A 22,229-nucleotide genomic window follows, 5' to 3' on the forward strand; every position below is an offset into this window, starting at 1 on the left:
CACCCATGGGCTGGAAGTCGATCCACCGCTGGCTGGGCCTGACCGTCGGCACGCTGGCCGTCGTGCTGGGCATCACCGGCGCCCTCCTCGCCGTCGACCCGGTCGACCAGGCCTGGCAGGCCCCTTCCGCGGAACCCGGGCTGACGGTCGCGGTCCTCGCCGAGCGCGTGACGAACACGGTGGCCGATGCCGCGGAAATCCGCCGCCTGCCCTCGGGGGCCATCGTGGTCTACAGCTTCGCCGGCGAGCAGCCGCGGGCGTCCTACGTCGACCCCGCCGACGGCCGCGTGCTGGGCACCTGGCAGGCCTCGACGCTGCCGCGCTGGGTCAAGAACCTGCACCGCTCGCTGCTGCTGGGCGACGCCGGGCGCTGGGGGGCGGCCGGCACGGCGCTGGCCATGGGCGTGCTGTGCGCATCGGCGCTGGTGCTCCTGCTGCGGCGCATGGGCGGCTGGCGGCGGCTGACGGGACGTGTGCGCGGCACGCTGGCGCAGCGCATCCACGTCGTGGCGGGGCGCGTGGTGCTCGCCGTGCTGTGCCTGACGTCGATCACCGGTCTGACGATGAGCGCATCCACTCTCGGCCTGGTGGAACTGGACGGCAGGGCCGAGCCCGAGGTGCTGTCGGTGGCGACCGGCCAGGCCGACGTGCCGGCGTCCCAGTTCGCCGCGCTGCAGGGCATCGCCGTGGCGGACCTGCGCAAGCTCACCCTGCCCAGCGCCACCGACCCTGAGGACACGTGGAAGATCACCACCGCGCAAGGCCAGGGCTGGATCGACCGCCATTCGGGCCGCATGCTGGCCTGGCAGGACGCCACCTGGGCGCAGCGCATCCACGGCTGGGCCGTCGTGCTGCACACGGGCAACGCGGCATGGCCCTGGGCGGTGGTGCTGGGGCTCGCCGGCGCGAGCGTGCTCCTGTTCTGGCTGTCGGGCTTCGTCATCTGGTGGCAGGCCCGCGGCCAGGCTCCGCGCATCACCGGCAACGCCCCGCTCGCCCAGGCCGACGTGCTCGTCTTCGTCGCGAGCGAGGGCGGCAGCACCTGGGGCTTCGCCCAGACCCTGCACGACGCGCTGGCCCAGGGAGGCCACCGCGTGCACACCGGTGCGCTAGAGGACTTCCGCACCACGCCCGCGGCGCGGCAGGTCTTCGTGCTCGCCGCGACCTACGGCGACGGCCAGGCCCCGGCCCACGCCGGCCATGCGCTCGACCGCATCGCCAGGCTGGCTGCCGGCACCGTGCCGGTGACGGTGCTCGGCTTCGGCGACCGGCAGTTCCCAGCCTTCTGCGCCTTCGCCGTCGCCCTGGAACAGACGCTGCGTCAACGCGGCTGGCCGGCCTTGCTGCCGCTCGAATGCATTCACCAGCAGTCGAGCCAGCAGTTCGCGCTCTGGGGCCGGGCCCTGTCCCAGGCCCTGGGCGAACCGCTGGTCCTGGAACACGTGCCCCGCCTGCCTCACACCGTCGCGCTCAGGCTCACGGCGCGCAAGGACTATCCGGGCGCCACCGGCCAGCCCGCCTCTGTCCTGCGCTTTGCCTGGCCGGCAGGCAGCCTGGGCAGGCGGCATGGCCTGGCGCGGTTCGCGGCCGGCGACCTCGTCGGCATCGTGCCGCCGGGTTCGGGCGTGCCCCGCTACTACTCGCTGGCCTCGGGCTCGCAGGACGGCTTCCTGGAAATCTGCGTGCGCCTCATGCCGGGCGGCCTGTGCTCCACCCACCTGCTGGGCTTGAAGGCCGGCGACACCATCACCGCCTTCATCCGGCCCAACCCAGCCTTCGCCCTGCCGCGAGGCCGGCGTCCGGTGCTGCTGATCGGCGCGGGCTCGGGCGTGGCGCCGCTGGCCGGTTTCATCCGCCGCAACGAGGCACGCCGCCCCATGCACCTGTACTTCGGCGGGCGCGACCCGGCGCGCGACTTCTACTTCGGCGACGACCTCCAGCAGTGGCTCGGCGACGACCGCCTGGCCAGCCTGCAAACGGCCTTCTCGCGCATCGCCGATGGCGGCGGCTACGTGCAGGACGCCCTGCGCCGGGACGCCGAACGCGTGCGCGGCCTGGTGGCGCAAGGCGCCCTCGTGCGCGTCTGCGGCAGCCGCACGATGGCCCACGATGTGGCGAGGACGCTGGACGCACTGCTCGCGCCGATGCAGCTGAGCGTGTCGGCGCTGAAGGACGAGGAACGCTATGCCGAAGACGTTTTCTGAGCCCGCGCTGCCGTGCAGGCGCATCACGCTGCACGGCCCCACCATGGCCACGCGCTGGTCCGCCAGCATCGACGCCGACGCCGGTCTCGACCTCGCGGCCCTGCAGCACGACCTCGCCGCCGCGGTGGGGCAGGTGGACGAGCAGATGTCCCCCTGGAAGGCCGGCAGCGACCTCACGCGGCTGAACCGCGCCCCGGTGGGCAGCTGGGTCGACCTGCCCGCCGAGATGCTGGAGGTGCTGGACTGCGCGCTCGACGTGCATCGGCGCAGCGGCGGCGGCTTCAACCCCTGCGTGGGCGCGGTGGTCGACGCCTGGGGATTCGGCGCGGCGCGCGATGCGCCCGACGCCCAGGCCATCCGTGCCGCGCGCCAGGCCACGCCCCTGGCCGCGCAGGCGGCGCTGGAGCTGGACCGGCCCGGTGGCCGCGCCCGAAAGAACGCGGCCCTGCAGGTCGACCTGTGCGGGATCGCGAAGGGCTATGCGGTGGACCGCATGGCCGACGTGCTCGGCCGGCATGGCGTGCGGCATGCACTGGCAGCGCTGGATGGCGAACTGCGCGCCATCGGCACCCAGGCCGACGGCAGCCCCTGGGCGGTGGGCTTGGAGCGCCCCGAACCCGGCCACCGCGCGGTGCATGGCGTCATCGAACTGCAGGATCTGGCGGTGGCCACCTCGGGCGACTACCGCCACTTCGTGGACGTGGGTGGCACGCGCCTCGCCCACACGATGGACCCGCAGCGCTGTGCCCCCGTCAACAACGCCGTGGCCTCGGTCACGGTGCTGGCGCCCTCCTGCATGCAGGCGGACGCCTGGGCCACGGCCTTGCTGGTGGCAGGTCCCGAACAGGGCCCCGAGCTGGCGCGCCGCCTCGGCATGGACGTGCTCTTCCTGCTGCGCCGGGCCGGGGGGCTGGCCGAAGTGGCCGAAGTGGCCGAAGTGGCACTGGGCCGGTTCGCCGCCGATGGCGGCGCTTGCGCCTGAGCCCCGCAGCTTGCAGCGGCCTTGCCCGCGACTGACGCCTCACTGTGGCGGCCCGTTCCGGTGCCATGACGGCACGACTGCGCGGCTAGAGTGCCGGCACGCTGCGGCCCGCGCCCCAGTGGCCGTGCATGCCGTCTCGCCTCTTCTTGAAGTCCCGCCTGTTCGCCCTCCCCGCGGCGGCGCTGCTGGCCGCCGCCCTGGCCGCCCCCTGCGCCCGCGCGGCCGGCAGCCTGTTGCTGATCGACGCGCCGCCCGAGGCGGCCACATGGTCCGCCGGCCTGTCGGCGCGAGGCTGGCCGCGTGCGCCCGGCAGCCGGCGGCAGCGGGAGCAACTGCTGCCCGCCTTCGACTACGAGTCGCCCAGCGGCCTCTTCCTGGCCAGCGACGCCGGCCTGGGCTGGAACCTCGCGCCCGAGCTGCTGCAGGGCCACTCGGCCAGGGACTGGCAGTTCGGCCTGCGGCTGTGGCCGCAGTCGGGCCGGCCGCGCCGGGAGTCGCCGCCCGGCATCAACCGCCTGGGCACGCGCCTGGTCACCGAGGCCTTCGCCAACGTGCAGGCCCTGCCGGCGCTGCTGCTGCAGTCCGGCCTCTCTTGGGGCAGCGGCCGGCACCACGACGGCGGTCAGCTCGAACTCGGCGCCACCAGCGGCATCCCGCTGGGCGACGACCTGCTCGCCATCAGCCTGGCCGCCACCTACGCCAACGCGGCCCATCTGCGCGGCAGCTTCGGGGTGGGCGCGCGCGAGTCGGCGGCCAGCGGCCTGCCGGAGTGGCGCCCGGGCAGCGGCTGGCAGGACTGGAGCATCGCCCTGAGCGGTGAGCACAAGTTCTCCGCGGACTGGTCGGTCAGCGGGCAGTGGCTGCAGGCCCGCCTCGTGGACCAGGCCGCGAAGTCGCCGCTGACCCGCGACCGCCGCCAGCCGAGCTTCATCCTCAGCCTCTGGCATCGCTTCTGAACCGCCCGCCGCCGTGCACGACGTCCTGCTTTACGCACTGCCGGTGTTCGTCGCCTGCATGGCCGCCGAATGGGCCTGGGGGCGCTGGCGGGGCCGCGACACCTACCGCCTCGCCGACACGCTGGGCAGCCTGAGCCAGGGCCTGCTCAGCCAGGGCGTGGCGGTGCTGACGCCGCTGTGCCAGACCGGCTTCTACGCCGCCGTGCACGGCCGCCTCGCCCTGCTGCCGGCCACGCTCTGGCACGGGGCCGTCGGCGTCGGGGCCGCCGTCGTCGTGTACGACTTCTGCGACTACTGGCTGCACCGCGCCAGCCACGAGAGCGCCCTGTTCTGGGCCGCGCATGCGGTGCACCACCAGAGCGAGCACTTCAACCTCAGCACCGCCCTGCGCCAGGAGAGCCTGTACGCCGTCATGGGCTGGCCGTTCTTCCTGCCCATGGCCGTGCTCGGGGTGCCGACCTCGCTCTACGCCCTGGCCGGCACGGTCGTGCTCTTCTACCAGTTCTGGATCCACACCGAGCACGTGGGCCGCCTCGGCTGGCTGGACGGCGTGCTGTCCACGCCCTCCAACCACCGCGTCCACCATGCCGTGAACCCGGCCTACCTGGACCGCAACTACGGCGCCATCTTCGTCGTCTGGGACCGGCTCTTCGGCAGCTTCGCGCCCGAGACCGAACCCTGCGTCTACGGCACCGTCAAGCCGCTGGCGAGCTGGCATCCGCTGGCGGGCGTGGGCCAGTTCTACGCCGAGATGGCCCGGCGCATGAAGGCCACGCCGCGCTGGGCCGACAAGCTGCGCGTGCTGTGGAAGTCGCCGGGCTGGCTGCCACCGGGCGTGCCGCCGCCCGCGGAGGACGCCTTGCCCCGGCTGGCCCGGCCTCGCTTCGATCCGCCGGCACTCCCGGCGGCGCGCGCGACGGCGGCCATCCTCTTCCTGGCCGTGGCCGCGGCGAGCGGCCTGTGGCTGGCCACGGCCGACGACCTCGGCCCGCTGGCCAACCTCGGCGCGGCGGCCGCCCTGACGGCCGGCCTGTGCGGCGTCGGCATGCTGCTGTCCCGCCGCGTGGCCGAGGAAAGCTCGGACGGCGAATAAGCATCCCCGCTTTCCTTCGTTCCGCGCGCCGCCCGGCGTCCCTATCGTGCAAGGCCTGAACCGACACCGGCCGCCATGCACATCACCAGCCTCTCCGCCAGCCCCAGCGAACGCTCACGCTCCGCCTGGCTCACGCAGTTCGCGCTGACCCGCCTCGAAGGCCGCGACACCCGGCATGACGACATCGTCGTGCGGACCCTGCCGCCCGCCGCGCTGCTCGCCGCCGACGTGCAGGACCCCGCCATCGCCGCGGCCGTGCGGGCCGTCGAGCAGGCCGACCTCGTCATCGTCGGCACGCCCATCTACAAGGCAGCCTACAGCGGCCTGCTCAAGGTCTTCCTCGACCTGCTGCCGCCGGATGCGCTGCGCGGCAAGCTGGTGCTGCCCCTGGCCACCGGCGGCAGCCCCGCCCACCTGCTGGCGCTGGACTACGCCCTCAAGCCCGTGCTCAGCGCCCTCGGCGCCCGCCACGTGCTCGACGGCGTCTTCGCCACTGACGCTCAACTGCGCCGTCATGAAGCCGGCGGCTTCGTGCCCGAGGCCGACCTCATCGCGCGGCTGGACCGCGCCCTCGCGCCGCTGGCGCCGCGAATGCGCATCCACCTCGAGCCTCTGCAGCCGGCCCTGAGCTGTTGACGCCGCAGGCCGCCTTTCAACCCACCGCTTGTCTCCTCGCCACCCGTTCCGGGATCGGCGACTTCATCCCGGCGCCTCGGGCGCGGATCGGGCGTGCCCGAGCGCCGGGATCTTTTTCGCACAGGACTCTCCCCATGCCCTTCCGCTCCCTGCTCCGCTGGACCGCCCTGCCCCTGCTGGCGGCCTTCAGCCTGCACGCCGCCGCGCAGACCACGCTGCGCATCGGCTTCCAGAAATCGGCCAGCCTGCTGACCCTGCAGAAGTCCAGCGGCTCGCTGGAAAAGCGCCTCGCGCCGCTGGGCGTGGCCGTCAAGTGGGTCGAATTCCCCGCCGGCCCGCAGCTGCTCGAAGGCCTGAACGTCGGCGCCGTCGACGTGGGCTTCGTCGGCGAGGCGCCGCCCATCTTCGCCCAGGCCGCCGGCGCCAGGTTCGTCTACATCGGCCACGACCCGGCCGCCCCCGAGGCCGAGGCCCTGGTCGTGCCCAAGGACTCGCCCATCCGCTCGCTGGCCGACCTGAAGGGCCGCAAGATCGCGCTGAACAAGGGCAGCAACGTCCACTACCTGCTCGTCAAGGCGCTGGAGAAGCAGGGCCTGAAATACGGCGACATCCAGCCCGTCTACCTGCCGCCGGCCGACGCCCGCGCCGCCTTCGAGCGCGGCGCGGTGGACGCCTGGGTGATCTGGGACCCCTTCCTCGCCGCCGTCGAGAAGCAGAGCGGCGCACGGGTGCTGCTGGACGGCCGCGGCCTCGTCAACAACTACGCCTATTACCTCGCCGAGCGTGGCTTCGCGCAGCAGCACCCCGAGCTCATCCAGGCCCTGTTCGACGACAGCCAGGCCCAGGCCGCCTACGTGAAGGCCAACACCCGCGCCGCCGCCGCCGTCATCGCGCCGCTGCAAGGCCTGGAGCCCGAGGTGGTCGAGAAGAGCCTGACGCGCTATCAGTTCGGCGTGAAGCCGCTCACGCCGGCCATCGCCGCCGAGCAGCAGAAGATCGCCGACGCCTTCCACGCCCTGGGCCTCATCCCTAGGCCCATCCGCGTCGCGGACGCCCTGCCCGGCAACGCGAAGGTCGCGGAGGCCGCCCGATGAGCGCCCCGGCCACGCGGCGCGCCGCCGTCGCCATCCTCGCCACCACCGCAGCGCTGTGGAGCCGCGCCCAGACGCCGGCCAGCCTGCGCATCGGTTTCCAGAAGGGCTCGCTCAACCTCGCGCTGCTCAAGGCCTACGGCCTGCTGGAGCAGCGCCTGGGCGGCACACGCGTCCAGTGGACCGAGTTCCCGGCCGGCCCTCAGCTGCTCGAAGCCCTGGCCCTGGGCAGCGTGGACTTCGGCGCCACCGGCGATGCGCCGCCCGTCTTCGCCCAGGCGGCGGGCAAGGACATCGTCTACGTCGGCGCCGAGCCGCCCAAACCCGACAGTTCGGCGGTGCTGGTCAAGCCCGGCTCGCCGCTGAAGACCCTGGCCGACCTCAAGGGCCGGCGCCTGGCGCTGCAACGCGGCAGCAGCGCCCACTTCCTGGCCGTGCAGGCCCTGCGCCGGGCCGGCCTGGCGTGGGCCGACATCCAGGCCGTCTACCTGCCGCCGGCCGAGGCGCGCGCGGCCTTCGAGCGCGGCTCGGTCGACGCCTGGGCGGTGTGGGACCCGTATTACGCGGCGGCCGAGGTCAGCGGCGAACTGCGCGCCCTGGCCACCAGCCGCGGGCTGACGAGCAACAACACCTTCTACCTCGCGTCACGCCCGCTCAGCCAGCAGGCCGCGCTGCTGAAGACGCTGTTCCAGGCACTCACCGACACCGACGCCCGCGTGCAGGCCGACCGCCGCGACGCCGTGCAGCGCTATGCCGGCTTCGCCGGCCTGCCGGTGGCCACCGTCGAGCGCATGGTCGAGCGCCGCGGCGCCGCGCCCGTGGGGCCGCTCACTGCCGCCCTCGTCGCCGAGCAGCAGCAGGTGGCCGACGCCTTCGCCGAACTCGGCCTCATTCCCCGCGCCATCCGCGTGGCCGACGCGGTCGCCACTCCCTTCCACAAAGCCTGAGGCCCCCATGAAGATCTTCTGGTTCATCCCCACCCACGGCGACAGCCGCTACCTCGGCAGCTCGCGCGGCGCCCGCGTGGCCGACCACGCCTACTTCAAGCAGGTGGCCATCGCGGCAGACAGCCTCGGCTACGAAGGCGTGCTGCTGCCCACCGGCCGCAGCTGCGAAGACTCGTGGATCGTCGCGGCCAGCCTCATCGACGCGACGCGGCGGCTCAAGTTCCTCGTCGCCCTGCGGCCCGGCCTCGTCGCGCCGGCGCAGAGCGCCCGCATGGCCGCCACGCTGGACCGCCTCTCGGGCGGCCGGCTGCTCGTCAACCTCGTCACCGGCGGCGATCCCGAGGAGCTGGCCGGCGACGGCCAGTTCCTCGACCACGCAACCCGCTACGAGGAGTCCGCCGAGTTCATCCGCATCTGGCGCGAGCTGCTGGCCCGCTCGCACGACGGCGGCAGCCTGGACTTCGACGGCCGCCACCTCGCCGTGAAGGGCGGCAAGGTCCTCTACCCGCCCATCAGCCGGCCCTACCCGCCGGTCTTCTTCGGCGGCTCTTCGGCGCCGGCCCACGAGCTGGCTGCGGCCCAGGTGGACACCTACCTCACCTGGGGCGAGGCGCCCGAGGACGTGGCCGCCAAGATCGCCGACGTGCGTGAGCGCGCCGCCGCCCACGGCCGCACGCTGCGCTACGGCATCCGGCTGCACGTCATCGTGCGCGAGACCGAGGACGAAGCCTGGCGCGCCGCCGGTGAATTGCTCAGCCAGCTCGACGAGGCCACCGTCGCCGCGGCCCAGGCCCGCTTCGCGAAGATGGACTCCGTCGGCCAGCGCCGCATGGCCGAGCTGCACGCCGGGCGCTTCGACAAGGCCGACGTGCGCCGCGGCCTGGAGATCGCGCCCAACCTCTGGGCCGGCGTGGGCCTGGTGCGCGGCGGCGCGGGCACGGCCCTGGTGGGCAACCCGCACCAGGTGGCCGAGCGGATCAAGGCCTATGCCGACCTCGGCCTCGAATACTTCGTGCTGTCCGGCTACCCGCACCTGGACGAGGCCCACCGTTTTGCCGAGCTCGTCTTCCCGCTGCTGCCGCTGGACCTGCGCGAGAAGCTCTCGGCGCCGGCCCTGACGGGGCCGTTCGGCGAAGTCATCGCCAACCACGACGCGCCCAAGGCGGCTGCATGACAGCCGCCCACCGCCTCCTGCCCTGGCTGCTGCCCGCGGCCCTGCTGCTGGCCTGGGAGGTCGCCTCGCGCCAAGGCTGGCTGGCCGCGCGCATCCTGCCCGAGCCGGCGGCCGTGCTGGCCGCCTTCTGGCAGCTGCTGCGCTCGGGCGAGCTGGCGCACCACGTCGCCGTCAGCAGCCTGCGCGCCTTCTCGGCCCTCGCCCTCGGCGGCAGCCTCGGCCTGGCGCTGGGCCTGCTGACCGGCACCTGGCGGCAGGCCGAGGCCCTGCTCGACACCACCCTGCAGATGCTGCGCAACATCCCGGCCCTGGCGCTCATTCCCCTCGTCATCCTGTGGTTCGGCATCGACGAGGCGGCCAAGCTCGTGCTGGTGGCGGTGGGCGTGTTCTTCCCCGTCTACCTCAACACCTTCCACGGCATCCGCGGCGTCGACCGCGACCTCGTCGAGATGGCGCGCAGCTACGGCCTGCGTGGCTGGCGGCTGTACCGCCACGTCATCCTGCCCGGCGCCCTGCCGTCCATCCTCGTGGGCCTGCGCTTTTCCCTCGGACTGATGTGGGTGCTACTCATCGTCGCCGAGACGCTGTCGGCCCAGGCCGGCATCGGCTACCTGACGATGAACGCCCGCGAGTTCCTACAGACCGACGTCGTCCTCGTCGGCATCCTGCTCTACGCCCTGCTCGGCAAGCTGGCGGACGTGCTGGCCCGGGCACTCGAACGGGCCTGGCTGCCCTGGCACCGCGGCTATGCCGCGCAAGGAGCCTGACCATGTGGTTGAGCGAAATCGACGCCCCGGTCCTGGCACGCGAGCCGGTGCATGCCGAGGCCCCGGCGCCCGCCGGCGACGGCCTGGCCCTGCATCTGCGCGGCGTGGCCAAGTCCTTCGGCCCGCGACACGTGCTGCACGGGCTGGACCTGCGCATCGCGCCGGGCGAGTTCGTCGCGCTGGTGGGACGCAGCGGCTGCGGCAAGAGCACCCTGCTGCGACTGATCGCCGGGCTGGAAACGCCCGACGCCGGCCACATCGACGCCGGCACGGCGAATGAACGCCGGCTGATGTTCCAGGACGCGCGGCTGCTGCCCTGGAAGCGCATCGTCGACAACGTCGCCCTGGGTCTGGAAGGTGCCGACGCCCGGCCCCGGGCCATGGAGGCCCTGGCCCAGGTCGGCCTGGGCGGCCGGGCCGGGGACTGGCCGGCGACCCTCTCGGGCGGCCAGCGCCAGCGCGTGGCCCTGGCCCGTGCCCTGGTGCACCGACCGCGCCTGCTGCTGCTGGACGAGCCCCTGGGTGCCCTGGACGCGTTGACCCGGCTGGAGATGCACCGCCTGATCGAGCAGCTCTGGCGCCGCCACCGCTTCACGGCCCTGCTGGTGACGCACGACGTCACCGAGGCCGTGGCCCTGGCCGACCGCGTGCTGCTCGTCGACCGCGGCGGCATCGCCCTGGACGCGACCGTCGCCCTCCCGCGCCCCCGCTCGCGCGCCGCACCCGGCTTCGCCGAGCTGGAGGAGCGGGTGCTGCGCCACATCGTCGCCCCGCCCGTCGCCTGACCCCCGCCAGGGCGCGGGCGCCGCCGCCATGGCACCATGCCGGCCCATGACCCTTCACGTCGCCTGCCTCTGCGCGGCCTGGTGCCGCACCTGCGAAAACTACCGGCAAGTCTTCGAGGCCGCCTGCGCCGAGCTGCCGCAGGACAGGCTGCATGTGCGCTGGATCGACATCGAGGACGAGGCCGACCTTGTCGGCGACCTCGACATCGAGACCTTCCCGACGCTGCTGATCGCGGACGAGAAGCAGGTGCGGTTCATCGGTCCGCTGACACCGCAGCCCGAGACCCTGCGGCGCGTGCTGCGCGCCCACCTGGCGGACGCCACGCCGGCCCGCGTCGGGCCCGAGCAGCTGGCCCTGGCGGCGCGCCTAAGGGCGCTGGCCTGAGGCCTGGGACCGGGCCGCGGCATGGGCCGCCGTCGCCAGTTCCTCGGCGGGCCAGTGCCGGGTGAGCCACACCGTCAACGCGGCACTGCGGATCTGGCCGCCGAGCATGCCGCCCTGGTCGGCCTGGTCCATCAGGTGGGCGCGGGCCACCCAGTAGGCGATCTCCTCGCCGGGGCGCACGCGGTCCCGCCCCACCAGCGCGAGGACGAAGCCATAGGGGTTCAGCGGCTCGACGACGAGCGGCCCCTCGCCGCCGGCGCGCTGCCAGACCTCGGCCTGCTGCTGCGGCGTGGCGAGTGGCCGCGGCGGCACCGGCAGCGTGCCCATGCGCGCCAACGCGACCTCGTAGGCCAGCCAGGGAGCGAGCAGGCACGACGCCAGCGACAGGCCGACGATGCCGGCGAGGATACGGAACAGGATTCGCATGAGGCCCTAGGCGGCCGACTCGGAAACGGCCGAGAGCGCGGCCGGCTGCTGGCGCCCGCGCCAGAACACCACCAGCTGCCACACCACGAACACCGCGATCAGCGCCAGCAGCCCGCCGCTGATGGGCCGGTTGACGAAGGTCATGAAGCTGCCACGGCTGAGCAGCATGGCGCGGCGGAAATACTCCTCCAGCATCGGTCCGAGGATGAAGCCCAGCATCAGCGGCGCGGCATCCAGGTCCAGCCGCATGAAGACGTAGCCGAGCAGGCCGAAGGCGGCGGTGACGAAGATGTCGTCGAGGTTGTTGTTGACGCTGAAGGTGCCGATGCAGCAGAAGAACAGGATGGCCGGGAAGAGCACGCCGTAGGGGATCTTGAACACCGACAGCCAGTAGCGTACCAGCGGCACGTTGAGCACGACCAGGAAGACGTTGCCCACCCACATGCTGGCCACCAAGCCCCAGAAGAGGTCGGGGTGGCCGGAGATCATGTTGGGCCCGGGCTGGATGCCCTTGATGACGAAGGCCGCCATCATCAGGGCCATGACGGGGTTCTCGGGGATGCCGATGCTCATCAGCGGGATGAAGCTGGTGCGCGCCGCGGCCTCGTCGGCCGCCGCCTGGCCGGCCACGCCCTCGATGGCGCCGCTGCCGATCTCGTCCTTGTGCTTGCTGACCTTCTTGTCCAGCGCATAGGCCGCGAACTGGGCGATCACGGGCCCGCCGCCCGGCAGGATGCCGAGGAAGGAGCCCACCGCGCTGCCGCGCAGGGCGCTGGGGATGATGCGCTTGAACTCGGCCCAGGTGGGCATGAGGTGGATCTTGCCGCTGAAGGGCGAGCGCTCCTCGCGGGCGTCGAGGTTCTTGGTGATCTCGGCGATGCCGAAGCAGCCCAGGGCCACGCTGACCAGGCCCACGCCCTCGGCCAGGAAAGGCAGGTCGAAGGTGTAGCGCTGCTGGCCGCTGTTGACGTCGGTGCCGATCTGGCCGAGCAGCACGCCCACCAGGCACATGGCCAGGCCGTTGAGCAGGCTGCCCGTGGTCACGAAGCTCACGCACAGGAAGCCCAGCAGCATCAGCGAGCAGTAGTCGGCCGGGCCGAACAGCAGGGCCACTTCGCCAAGGCTGGGCGCCAGGCCGGCCAGCACGACGATGGCCACCGTGCCGCCGATGAAGCTGGAGATGCCCGCCGTGAACAGGGCCAGACCCGTCTTGCCCTTGAGCGTCATCTGGTAGCCGTCGATGCAGGCCACGATGCTGCTGGCGTGGGGGATCTTCATCGTGATGGCGCTGACGCTGTCGCCGTATTGCGCGCCGTAGTAGATGCCCGCCAGCATGATGAGGGCGCCGCCGGTGGGGATGGAGTAGGTCAGCGGCAGCAGCAGGCTGATGGTGGCCAGCGGCCCGAGGCCGGGCAGCAGGCCGACCAGCGTGCCGACGACGCAGCCGATGGCGCAGAACATCAGGTTCTGCAGCGTGAGGGCGTGGCCGAAGCCGAAGGCGAGGTTGTGCAGGATGTCCATGGCCTGGCTCCTCAGTACAGCGGCAGGCTCAGGCCGAGCAGCTTCTGGAACACGAAGGCGATGGCCACCAGCCCGGCGGCGATCTTGACGCTGCGCTGCCAGCCGTTGCCCGAGGCGGCGAGGCCGGCGATGAAGACCATGACGACGACGCCGGCGATCATGGTGTGCAGCCACTCGGTCACGAGGGCGAAGCTGCACAGCGCCAGCAGCAGCAGGCCGATATTGCGCAGGTTGAAGCCCAGCGGCACCGGCTTGACGAAGCGCGAGCGCACGATGGTGGCGACGGCCACGAGCATCAGCAGGCCGCTGACCAGCAGCGGGAACAGCCCCGGGCCGGCATGGGCGAAGCTGCCGACGGAGTAGCGCAGGGCGCCGAGGCCGAAACCTAACGCAATGGCTGCGAGCAGCAGGCCGCGGACGAGGTTGCGATCGTTCATGCAGTGGAGGGGTTTGGGGCGGTTGCCGTCACTCTAGGGGGGTGGGCTCGCGCGTCCACCGCGCTTTCCAGGAGGCGACAGGCCCGAGCAAGCTCGGCCGCTGTAGGAGTCGGCCGACAGAGACACGCGACGCATGCCGCTGTGACGCAGGGGAGCCGGCACCGACAGTCCTAGCATGTCGTCCGCCCCGCCCACGCCGCCTGCCGCGCCCGCCCCGCCCCACGACCTGACGCCGCCCGGAGCGGCCCAGGCCTTCCTCCGCGTCGCTGCCGGCCCGGGCGCGGCCGCGACTCCGGTGCGGGCCGTGCAGTTCGGCGCCGAGCGCTTCGCCGAACATGGCCGCAGCCTCGCCGCCGCCCAGCGCGTGGACGAGGCGCGGCGCCAGCCGCGGCCCTTTTCACCGCGGCTGCGCAGCAACCTGAAGGTGTGGGGCGCCGCCCTGGACGTGCTCTCCGAGGAGGGCCTGCAGGCCGACATCGACCCCGCCCATGCCTGGCTGCTCGACAACGGCCGCATCGTGCGCCAGCAGCTCGACGAGGTGCTGCACGACCTGCCGCACAGCTATTTCCAGCGCCTGCCGCGCCTGGCCGACGAGCCCCTGCAAGGCCTGCCCCGCATCTATGGCGTGGCCTGGGCCTGGGTGGCCCACGCGGACAGCGCCCTGGACATGACGCTGCTGCGCCACTTCCTGGCCGGCCACCACGAGGCCGAGGCGCTGACGCTGCGCGAGCTCTGGGCCCTGCCTTCGACACTGCGCGTCGTGCTGGTGGAGAACCTGCGCCGGCTGGCCGAGCGATCGGCCTGGCGCCACGTCGCGCGCCGCTCGGCCCAGCGCCTGTTCGAAGCCCTGCCCCAGCTCGACGCCGCCGCCGTGCGCGACCAGCTGGCCCGGTGGCAGGCCGCCTGGCCGCACGACCCGGCCATGACGGCGCTGGCGGTGCGGCTGTCGGAGCGCCTCGCGGACCGCGCCCTCGGCCAGCCCGAACAGCGCGACCCCGAGGATTCCTCGTGGGCCGCCGCGGCGGCCTGGCTGGCCGAGGCGCTGCCCGACCCGGCAGCGACCCAGGCCGCCGAGCAGGCCGAGAGCGCGGCCGACCACCAGAGCATCCGCAACGCCATCGGCAGCCTGCGCAACCTGGGCGCGGCCGATTGGGCGGGTCTCTTCGAAAGCGTGCATCCCACCCTGCGATCCCTGGGCCGCATCGAGGTCTACCGCCAGGAGCACGAGGCCACGCGCGACATGGCCATGCATGCCATCGAGGCGCTGACCGAGCGCCATGGGGTGGCGGAGGTGGACGTGGCCCAGGTGCTGCGCCTGCTGTGCAACGACCCCGGCTGGGACGAGGACGCCGAGGAGCGCGCGCCGCTGTACTGGCTCAAGGGCCCGGGGCGTGGGCGGCTGCTGTCCGAGCTGCGCCTGAAGCCCACGGCCGGCGAGCGCGCCGGCGCAGCCCTGCGCCGCCATCGCAGCGCCATCTACCTGTCCAGCCTGGCCCTGCTCGGCCTGGCCGCCATGGTGCTGCTGATGGTGTTCGGCCTGCCGCCGCAGGTGCGCTGGCCGATGGTGGTGGCCGCCGTGCTGCTGACGCTGCTGCCGGCCAGCGAGGCCGTCGTGGCCCTGGCCAACCGCCTGATCAGCGAATGCGCCGCCCCCGCGCGGCTGCCGCGCCTGGCCTGGGGCCACATCCCGCCGCATGCCCGCACGCTGGTCGTCATCCCCTGCATGCTGACGCGGCCCAAGGGCATCGCCACGCTGCTGGGGCAGCTGGAGCGCCATCACCTCGCCAACTTCGAGGCCGAGACCCAGTTCGCCCTGCTGAGCGACTGGGCCGACGCCAAGGCCGAGCACCAGGCGAGCGACGATGCCCTGCTGACCCAGGCACGCCAGGGCATCGAGGCCCTCAACCAGCGCCACGGCACGGCCTGCGACGGCCGGCCCCGCTTCCTGCTGCTGCACCGCCAGCGTCGCTGGAGCGAGACCGAGCAGCGCTGGATAGGCTGGGAACGCAAGCGCGGCAAGACCGAGGCCCTCGCTGCCCTGCTGGCCGGGCATGCGCCCGAGACGCTTCCCGACCGCTTCATCGACCTGGGCGAGCTGTCCACGCCCGCGCCCGGCATGCGGCACATCGTCTCGCTGGACGCCGACACCGCCCTGCCGCCGGGCTCGCTGCGCGAGCTGGTGGCCATCGCCGCCCACCCGCTCAACCGCCCGCGCACCCTGCGCCACCCGAGCGGCGCCGTCTCCGTCGTGCGCGGCCACGGCATGCTGCAGCCCCGCGTGGCCACGCCGCTGGCCACGGCGGCAGGCAGCTCCACCGTGCACGGCACCTGGTTCCACAGCCTCTTCGCCGGCAAGGCCGGGCTGGACCCCTACAGCGCCGCCAGCTCCGAGGTCTACCAGGACCTCTTCGACGAAGGCAGCGCGACGGGCAAGGGCCTGATCGACGTGCGGGCCGCCGCCGAGGTGCTGGCCCACCGCCTGCCCGAAGGCCAGGTGCTCAGCCATGACCTGCTCGAAGGCTCGCTGATGCGCTGCGCCGGCGTCAGCGACGTGGTGCTGGTGGAGCCCGCGCCCATGCACGCCGACGTGGCCGCCTCGCGCATCCACCGCTGGACGCGCGGCGACTGGCAGTTGCTGCCCTTCCTGGGCCAGCCGCGGGCCTGGGGCCTGCGCGCCATCCACGTCTGGAAGATGCTGGACAACCTGCGCCGCAGCCTGGTGGCGCCGGCCGCCCTGCTGCTGCTGGCCGCCTCGTGGATGGGTTTGGGGCTGGCGCCGGACTGGGCGCTGGCGGTGGTGGCCGCCGCCTTCGGCGCGGGGCCGCTGATGGGCGCCCTCGCGGCCTGCGCGCCGGCGCGCGACCGCATCTCGCTGCCGCGCTTCTACCGCCAGGCCGGCATCGAGCTGGCCCGCGCCGTGGGCGGCGTGTTCTGGCACCTGGCCATGCTGCCGGCGGCGAGCTGGATGTCGCTGGACGCCATCGCGCGCGCCCTGTGGCGCCAGCGCGTGAGCCGCCAGCACCTGCTGGAGTGGACGACGGCCGACGCTGCCGAGGCCGCGGCCCGCAGCGACTGGCGCTCGCTGTGGCGCCAGCACCGGCGCCTGTCCCTGGCCACCGGCGCCCTCGCCCTGGTGCTGGTGACGGCCGGGCTGCTGGGCGTGGCGGTGGCCTGGGACCAGGCCGTGCCGCTGCTGGCCGCCTGGGCGCTGTCGCCGCTGTGGATCGCCCTGGCCAGCCGGCCGCGCACCCGGCCGCGCCGCGAGGCCATCGACGACGACGGGCGCAACTACCTGCTCGGCGTCGCCCGCGACACCTGGCGCTGGTTCGAGCGCTGGGTGACGACCGAGGACAACGACCTGCCACCCGACAACGTGCAGTTCGACCCCGACGTCGTCGTCGCCCACCGCACCTCGCCCACCAACATCGGCCTGTACCTGCTGTCGGCCTGCTGCGCGCGCGAGTTCGGCTGGCTGCACAACGTCGGCCTGGCCGAGCGCGTCAAGCGCACGCTGGACACGCTGGACCGGCTGCCCCGCCACCGCGGCCACTTCTACAACTGGGTCGACACCCAGCGCCTGGCCGTGCTGGAGCCGCACTACATCTCCAGCGTCGACAGCGGCAACCTCTGCGCCCACCTGCTCGTCGTCGCGGCGGCGTGCGAGGGCTTCGCGCGCGGCGGCGACGGCATGCCGCCGCCGCCCGACGTGGCCCAGGCGCTGGAGGAGGTGGCGGCCCGCGCCCGCGCCATCGCCCTGGCCCACGACTTCGCCTGGCTCTACGACCACCAGCGCCGGCTGCTGCACATCGGCGCCGTGGCGGCCCCGGGCATCGAACCCGGCACCGAGCGGCTGGACCAGAACCACTACGACCTCCTCGCCTCCGAGGCCCGCCTGGCCAGCCTCGTCGCCATCGCCAAGGGCGACCTACCCGCGGCGCATTGGGGGGCGCTCGGCCGGCCCTTCTTCTCGCGGGGCCGCGTCACGGGGCTCAAGAGCTGGTCGGGCTCGATGTTCGAGATGCTGATGCCCTCGCTGGTGCTGGACGAGCCGGCCGGCAGCGCGCTGGAAGAGGCGGCGCGCGCGGCCGTGCTGGAGCAGATCCGCGCCGGCAAGGCCCTGGGCCTGCCCTGGGGCATGTCCGAAAGCGCCTATGCCGTGCGCGACCACAGTCTGGCCTACCAGTACGGCCCGCAGGGCGTGGCCACGCTGGCCCTGCGGGACACGCCGTCCGAGGAGGTGGTCATCGCGCCCTACGCCTGCCTGATGGCGGCCATGGTCATGCCGCGTGCCGCGGTGGCCAACCTGCGCGCGCTGCAGGCCCTGGGCGCCCGCCACGAGGGCGGCTTCGTGGAGGCGCTGGACTACACCGCCAGCCGCCAGCCCGAGGCGGCCAGCAGCGCCAACAAGCAGGGGCCGCGCTTCCAGCGCATCGGCACCGCCATGAGCCACCACCAGGGCATGAGCCTGGTGGCCCTGACCGAGGTGCTGTGCGGCGGCGCGCCGCAGCGCTGGGCCGATGCCGAGCCGCGCCTGTGCGCCGTGCGCTGGCTGCTCCACGAACGCGCGCCCCACGAAGTGCCGCCGCTGCAGGAGCCGCCCGCGCGGCCCAGCCGCACGGCACCGCGCCGCGCCCACATCTCGCTGGTGCTGCCGGAGCTGCGCGGGCGGGCCCTGCCGGCCACGGCCTGGCTGGGCAGCGGCAAGCTCAGCGCCATGCTGCGCGAACACGGCGGCGGCACCCTGGTCTGGGGCGACCCGGGCTCCCAGGTGCTGGTGAGCCGCTGGCGCGACGACCTGCCGCACGACCTGCTGGGCCACCACCTCCACGTGCGCGACCTCGACTTGCCGTGGAGCGGCGGGCCCGAGACCAGCCCCTGGCGCTCGCTCACGCTGCGGCCGACGCCGGGGCCGCAGTGGCGCTATGCCGCCCGCCTCCACCCGGCCAGCGCACAGTTCACCGCCGAGGGCGAGGAACTGCACGCCCACACCGAGGCCTGGGTGGCCGTGGAGGACGACGTCGAGCTGCGCCGCATCACGGTGCGCAACCTCTCGCCCCGGCCGCGCCGCCTGGCCCTGGTGTCGAGCTTCGAGCCCGTGCTGGCACCGGCCCGCGCCGACCTGGCCCACCCGGCCTTCGGCAAGCTCTTCCTACAGGCGCGCTGGGAGCCGGGCCAGCAGGCCCTGCACTGGCAGCGCCTGCCGCGCAGCCCGAACGAGACGGCCCTGCATGCCGTGCACGCCCTGGTGGGCAGCGAGACCGAAGGCGGCGCGCGGGTGGACCGCGTGCAGGCCAGCACCGACCGCGCCCGCTGGCTGGCGCGCGGCGGCATGGCCGGCCAACCGGGCGGCGTCATCGCCCATGCCGGGCGGCCCGCGCTGCTGGCCGGCGAGGTGCCCGGCCTGAGCCACGAGGGCGGCCCGCGCGACACCGGCAACGACCCCATCTCGCTGCTGCACCTGACGGTGATGCTGCCGCCCGGCGCCAGCCTCACGATCACCCTGGCCACCGCGGCGGCGCGCGAGTCGCAGACGCTCAACCACCTGCTCGACAAGCTGGGCCAACCTGCCTTGTGCGAACGCGCCCTGACCCTCGCCCACACCATGGCCGCCGTGCGCACCCAGGGCGCGGGCCTGGCCCCGGGCGCCTGGCGCGCCGGGCTGACGCTGCAGACCCTGCTGACCTCGCAGGCCGCGCGCGACCACCTGCTGCCGCCGGAGACCCTCTTCGAGCGGGACGCCCTGTGGCGCCACGGCATCTCGGGCGACGACCCCATCGTGCTCATGCGCGTGGCCGACGCCACCGGCGTCGTCATGGTGCGGGAGCTGTGCGCCCTGTTGCGCGCCCAGGCCAGCCCGCTGCCGGTGGACGTGGTCGTGCTGGACGCCGAGCCGCCGTCCTACCTCGCGCCGGTGTCGCGCGCCCTGCGCTCGCTGGCCGAACAACAGCAGCAGGGCCGCTGCCGGCTGCACGTGCTGTCCGACGAGGTCGTCGGGCCCGACACCCGCTTCGCCCTCAACCTGCTCGCCCGCGTGCGCTGGTTCGCGGACGGCAGGCCGCTGTCGCTGCAGCTGGACCGGCTGGCCGTGGGCCACGAGCAGGCCGCCAAGTCGCGCCGCCAGGCCGGCGCCACCCTGGTGTCCTATCTGGGCGGACCGCCCGGCGCGGCCCTGCCCGACAGCCGCTTCGAGCCCGACAGCGGCGCCTGCCTCTTCGAGCTGGGCGAGCGCAGCCAGCCGCCGCGGCCCTGGATCAACGTCATCGCCAACGAGGGCTTCGGCTGCCAGGTCTCGGAGCGGGGCGCCGGCATGGCCTGGGCCGGCAACAGCCGGCTGCACCAGATCACGCCCTGGTCCAACGACGCCCTGCTCGACTCGCCCGGCGAGTGGCTGATCCTGCAATGCCTGCAAAGCGGCCAGGCCTGGCTGCTCGGCCGCGCCAGCGTCGAGCAGGCCATCGCCCACGTGCCGGGCGCCACGGCCATCGCCTTCACGCTGCCGGGGCTGGTCGTGCGCCTGCGCTGGACGGTGGACGCCGCCACGGCCGTCAGGCAGTGCCAGGTGGAGCTGCATGCCGCCCCCGGCCGCGCGCCGCGGCGGCTGCGCCTGCTGGCAGCCGCGCAATGGCAGCTCGGTGCCGACAGCAGTGCCAGGCGCAGCGTCGTCACGCGGCTGGAGCCGGCCGTCGGCGACGGCCCGCTGCTGGCCCTGGCGACCCAGGCCGACGGGCTCAACGGCTTCGGCGGCCAGACCGCGTGGCTGGCCCTGCGGCCCACGCTCGAGGGCGACGCCCTGCCCGAGCAGATCGACGCCCTGGCTGCCGACCAGGCGCTGTGGCCCTGGCCGGTGGAGGCCGGCTTCGCGCCCGACCTGAACCGGCCCCAGCCGTGGAGGGCCGAGGTCGAGGCCAGCGGCGATCGGCGGCTGCTGTTCGACGACGAGGGCCGCCTCGTGATGCCGCATGCGCTGGACGGCCAGGCCGGCGCCGCCACCGACCCCGCCGCCCTGCTGGCCGTCGCCCTGCGGCTGGAGCCGGGCCGCGCCTGGCATTGCACGGTGCTGCTGGGTCATGCGCCCGACTTACAGACGGCGCGTGAACAGGCCGTCAGCGCCTGGCGGGCCGACCCGCTGCGCCGCCTGGCCGCCCAGCGCGAGGTGTGGCGGGCCTTGAGCGCGCCGGTGCAGGTGGACACGCCCGACGCCGCCTTCGACGCCCTCGTCAACCACTGGCTGCCGGCCCAGGTGCTGGCCTGCCGCATCTGGGGCCGGGCGGGCTTCTACCAGGCCGGCGGCGCCTTCGGCTTCCGCGACCAGCTGCAGGACGCGATGTCCCTGGTGCAGCACGCACCCGAGCGCCTGGCCGCGCAGATCCGCCGCCACGCGGCGCGCCAGTTCCCGCCCGGCGACGTGCAGCACTGGTGGCACGAACCCGCCGGCGCGGGCGTGCGCACGCATTTCGCCGACGACCGCCTGTGGCTGGCCCTGGCCCTGGCGCTGTACGTGGAGCGCACCGGCGACACCCGGCTGGCCGACGAGACCCTGCCCTTCCTGCAGGGCCGCCCCGTGCCCGAAGGCGCCGAGGACGTCTACGAAGTGCCCGCCATCAGCGACGAGACGGCCACCATCTACGAGCACGCCGCACGCGCCATCGACGTGAGCCTGCCAGTGGGCGCGCACGGCTTGCCGCTGTTCGGCACCGGCGACTGGAACGACGGCATGAACCGCGTCGGCGCCGAAGGCCGTGGCGAATCGGTGTGGATGGGCTTCTTCCTGTGTGCCGTCATCGACGCCCTGCTGCCGCTGGCCGCGGCCCGCGGCGAAGGCGCTCGCGCCGCCAAGTGGCGCCAGGCCCGCGAGGCCCTGGCCGCGGCGCTGGACCGCGAGGCCTGGGACGGGCGCTGGTACCGCCGCGGCTGGTTCGACGACGGTAGCATCCTCGGCACCCACACCGACACCGAATGCCGCATCGACCTCATCGTGCAGGCCTGGGCCGTGTTGACCGGGGCCGGCCAGCCCGAGCGCGCCCGCGAGGCCCTGGACAGCGCCTGGCGCGAGCTGCACGACCGCGACGCCCACCTGCTGCGCCTGCTTTGGCCACCGCTGAAAGACCACCAGCCCCCGGCCGGCTACATCCAGGCCTACCCGGGCGGCGTGCGTGAGAACGGCGGCCAGTACAACCACGGCGCCGTCTGGGCGCTGATGGCCAGCGCACGCCTCGGCCAGGCCGAGCGCGCCTGGGCAGCCTTCACGGCCATCAGCCCCGCCCACCGCGGCGCCCATGGCGCCGTCTACGGACTGGAGCCCTATGCCGTGGCTGGCGACATCGAGACCGACGCGCCGCACGCCGGCCGCGGCGGCTGGAGCTGGTACACGGGCGCGGCCGGCTGGCTGCTGCGCGCGGCGGTGGAGTCGCTGTGCGGCGTGAAGCTGGCCGACGGCCTGCTGCGCGTGCAGCCCTGCCTGCCGCCGCATTGGCCGCAGGCGCAGGTGCGGCTGCTGCAGCAGGGCCGCCGCATCGAGGTGCTGCTGCAGCGCAAGGTGACGGCCCCGCCGCCGGGCTACCGGCCCCTCGCGCCCGGCAGCTCCATCGCCCTCACCGACGTGGACGGCGACCTGCGCCTGTGGGTGCCCGTGCCCGACGCCGCGCCGGCGCGCCTGGCGGTCGAGCCGGCCAACGTGCTGTGACGGGACCGGATCGGCATAGGGGGACCTCCATCTCAGGAGGCGCCCCTGCCACACCACCTGGCATGCGGGTCCGCACCAGGCGGTTCGAGCGCTTGAGGTCAGGAGAGTCGGGGCAGGCCCAGTCGGTCGAACCAAGCAACAG

At 73.8% G+C, this 22,229-nt stretch carries 15 protein-coding genes; 12 read left to right on the forward strand and 3 right to left on the reverse strand.

The genetic code is table 11. The features are described 5' to 3' along the window. Nucleotides 1-5: 5 nt before the first annotated feature. From LXT12_RS07290 to LXT12_RS07340, 11 genes are all read left to right on the forward strand, one after another. Nucleotides 6-2,204, forward strand: coding sequence for a PepSY domain-containing protein (locus LXT12_RS07290; protein WP_233390771.1), 2,199 nt, complete (start codon nt 6-8; stop codon nt 2,202-2,204). Continuing rightward, nucleotides 2,185-3,186, forward strand: a complete 1,002-nt coding sequence (locus LXT12_RS07295) for an FAD:protein FMN transferase (protein ID WP_233390772.1) — start codon at nt 2,185-2,187, stop codon at nt 3,184-3,186. The genes LXT12_RS07290 and LXT12_RS07295 overlap by 20 nt, the downstream gene beginning before the upstream one ends. A gap of 146 nt (nt 3,187-3,332) precedes the next feature. Then, on the forward strand, nt 3,333-4,142 hold the full coding sequence (locus LXT12_RS07300; RefSeq protein WP_233390773.1) for a MipA/OmpV family protein: 810 nt from the start codon (nt 3,333-3,335) through the stop codon (nt 4,140-4,142). A 13-nt stretch (nt 4,143-4,155) separates the two neighbouring features. After that, nucleotides 4,156-5,235 (forward strand): sterol desaturase family protein, encoded by a 1,080-nt coding sequence (locus LXT12_RS07305; RefSeq protein ID WP_233390775.1) that lies wholly within the window; start codon nt 4,156-4,158, stop codon nt 5,233-5,235. Between the two features lie 75 nt (nt 5,236-5,310). Next, entirely contained in the window at nt 5,311-5,871 is a 561-nt protein-coding gene (gene ssuE, locus LXT12_RS07310; protein ID WP_233390777.1) for an NADPH-dependent FMN reductase, read from the forward strand. A 134-nt stretch (nt 5,872-6,005) separates the two neighbouring features. Beyond that, the gene (locus LXT12_RS07315; RefSeq protein ID WP_233390779.1) at nt 6,006-6,965 is read left to right on the forward strand and encodes a sulfonate ABC transporter substrate-binding protein; all 960 of its coding nucleotides are present in this window, start codon (nt 6,006-6,008) and stop codon (nt 6,963-6,965) included. Further along, nucleotides 6,962-7,909, forward strand: coding sequence for an aliphatic sulfonate ABC transporter substrate-binding protein (locus LXT12_RS07320; protein ID WP_233390781.1), 948 nt, complete (start codon nt 6,962-6,964; stop codon nt 7,907-7,909). Before LXT12_RS07315 ends, LXT12_RS07320 begins: the two co-directional genes overlap by 4 nt. Before the next feature lie 7 nt (nt 7,910-7,916). Next, nucleotides 7,917-9,083: an FMNH2-dependent alkanesulfonate monooxygenase gene (ssuD, locus tag LXT12_RS07325; protein ID WP_233390782.1), complete on the forward strand. Its 1,167-nt coding sequence runs from the start codon at nt 7,917-7,919 to the stop codon at nt 9,081-9,083. Continuing rightward, complete coding sequence (gene ssuC, locus LXT12_RS07330) at nt 9,080-9,850, forward strand: aliphatic sulfonate ABC transporter permease SsuC (protein WP_233390783.1); 771 nt, start codon at nt 9,080-9,082, stop codon at nt 9,848-9,850. Before ssuD ends, ssuC begins: the two co-directional genes overlap by 4 nt. Nucleotides 9,851-9,852: 2 nt before the next feature. Then, nucleotides 9,853-10,635 carry an ATP-binding cassette domain-containing protein gene (locus LXT12_RS07335; RefSeq protein WP_233390784.1) on the forward strand — a complete coding sequence of 261 codons (783 nt, stop codon included), beginning with the start codon at nt 9,853-9,855 and terminating at the stop codon, nt 10,633-10,635. Nucleotides 10,636-10,681: 46 nt separating this feature from the next. Continuing rightward, on the forward strand, nt 10,682-11,020 hold the full coding sequence (locus LXT12_RS07340; protein ID WP_233390785.1) for a thioredoxin family protein: 339 nt from the start codon (nt 10,682-10,684) through the stop codon (nt 11,018-11,020). On the opposite strand, the gene LXT12_RS07345 is transcribed toward LXT12_RS07340, so the two are convergent. From LXT12_RS07345 to LXT12_RS07355, 3 genes are read right to left on the reverse strand one after another with little or no spacing between them, the layout of a single operon-like run. Beyond that, nucleotides 11,003-11,446 (reverse strand): hypothetical protein, encoded by a 444-nt coding sequence (locus LXT12_RS07345; protein ID WP_233390786.1) that lies wholly within the window; start codon nt 11,444-11,446, stop codon nt 11,003-11,005. The genes LXT12_RS07340 and LXT12_RS07345 overlap by 18 nt on opposite strands. 6 nt (nt 11,447-11,452) lie before the next feature. Then, nucleotides 11,453-12,967 carry a tripartite tricarboxylate transporter permease gene (locus LXT12_RS07350; protein ID WP_233390787.1) on the reverse strand — a complete coding sequence of 505 codons (1,515 nt, stop codon included), beginning with the start codon at nt 12,965-12,967 and terminating at the stop codon, nt 11,453-11,455. Between the two features lie 11 nt (nt 12,968-12,978). Next, nucleotides 12,979-13,404 (reverse strand): tripartite tricarboxylate transporter TctB family protein, encoded by a 426-nt coding sequence (locus tag LXT12_RS07355; protein WP_233390788.1) that lies wholly within the window; start codon nt 13,402-13,404, stop codon nt 12,979-12,981. A gap of 175 nt (nt 13,405-13,579) precedes the next feature. Here LXT12_RS07355 and LXT12_RS07360 point away from each other — a divergent pair, with 175 nt between their 5' ends. Then, entirely contained in the window at nt 13,580-22,087 is an 8,508-nt protein-coding gene (locus LXT12_RS07360) for a GH36-type glycosyl hydrolase domain-containing protein (protein ID WP_233390790.1), read from the forward strand. Nucleotides 22,088-22,229: the final 142 nt, after the last annotated feature.

The sequence above is a fragment of the Pelomonas caseinilytica genome, assembly GCF_021353235.1.
In the GTDB taxonomy this organism is placed as follows: Bacteria; Pseudomonadota; Gammaproteobacteria; order Burkholderiales; family Burkholderiaceae_C; genus Pelomonas; species Pelomonas caseinilytica.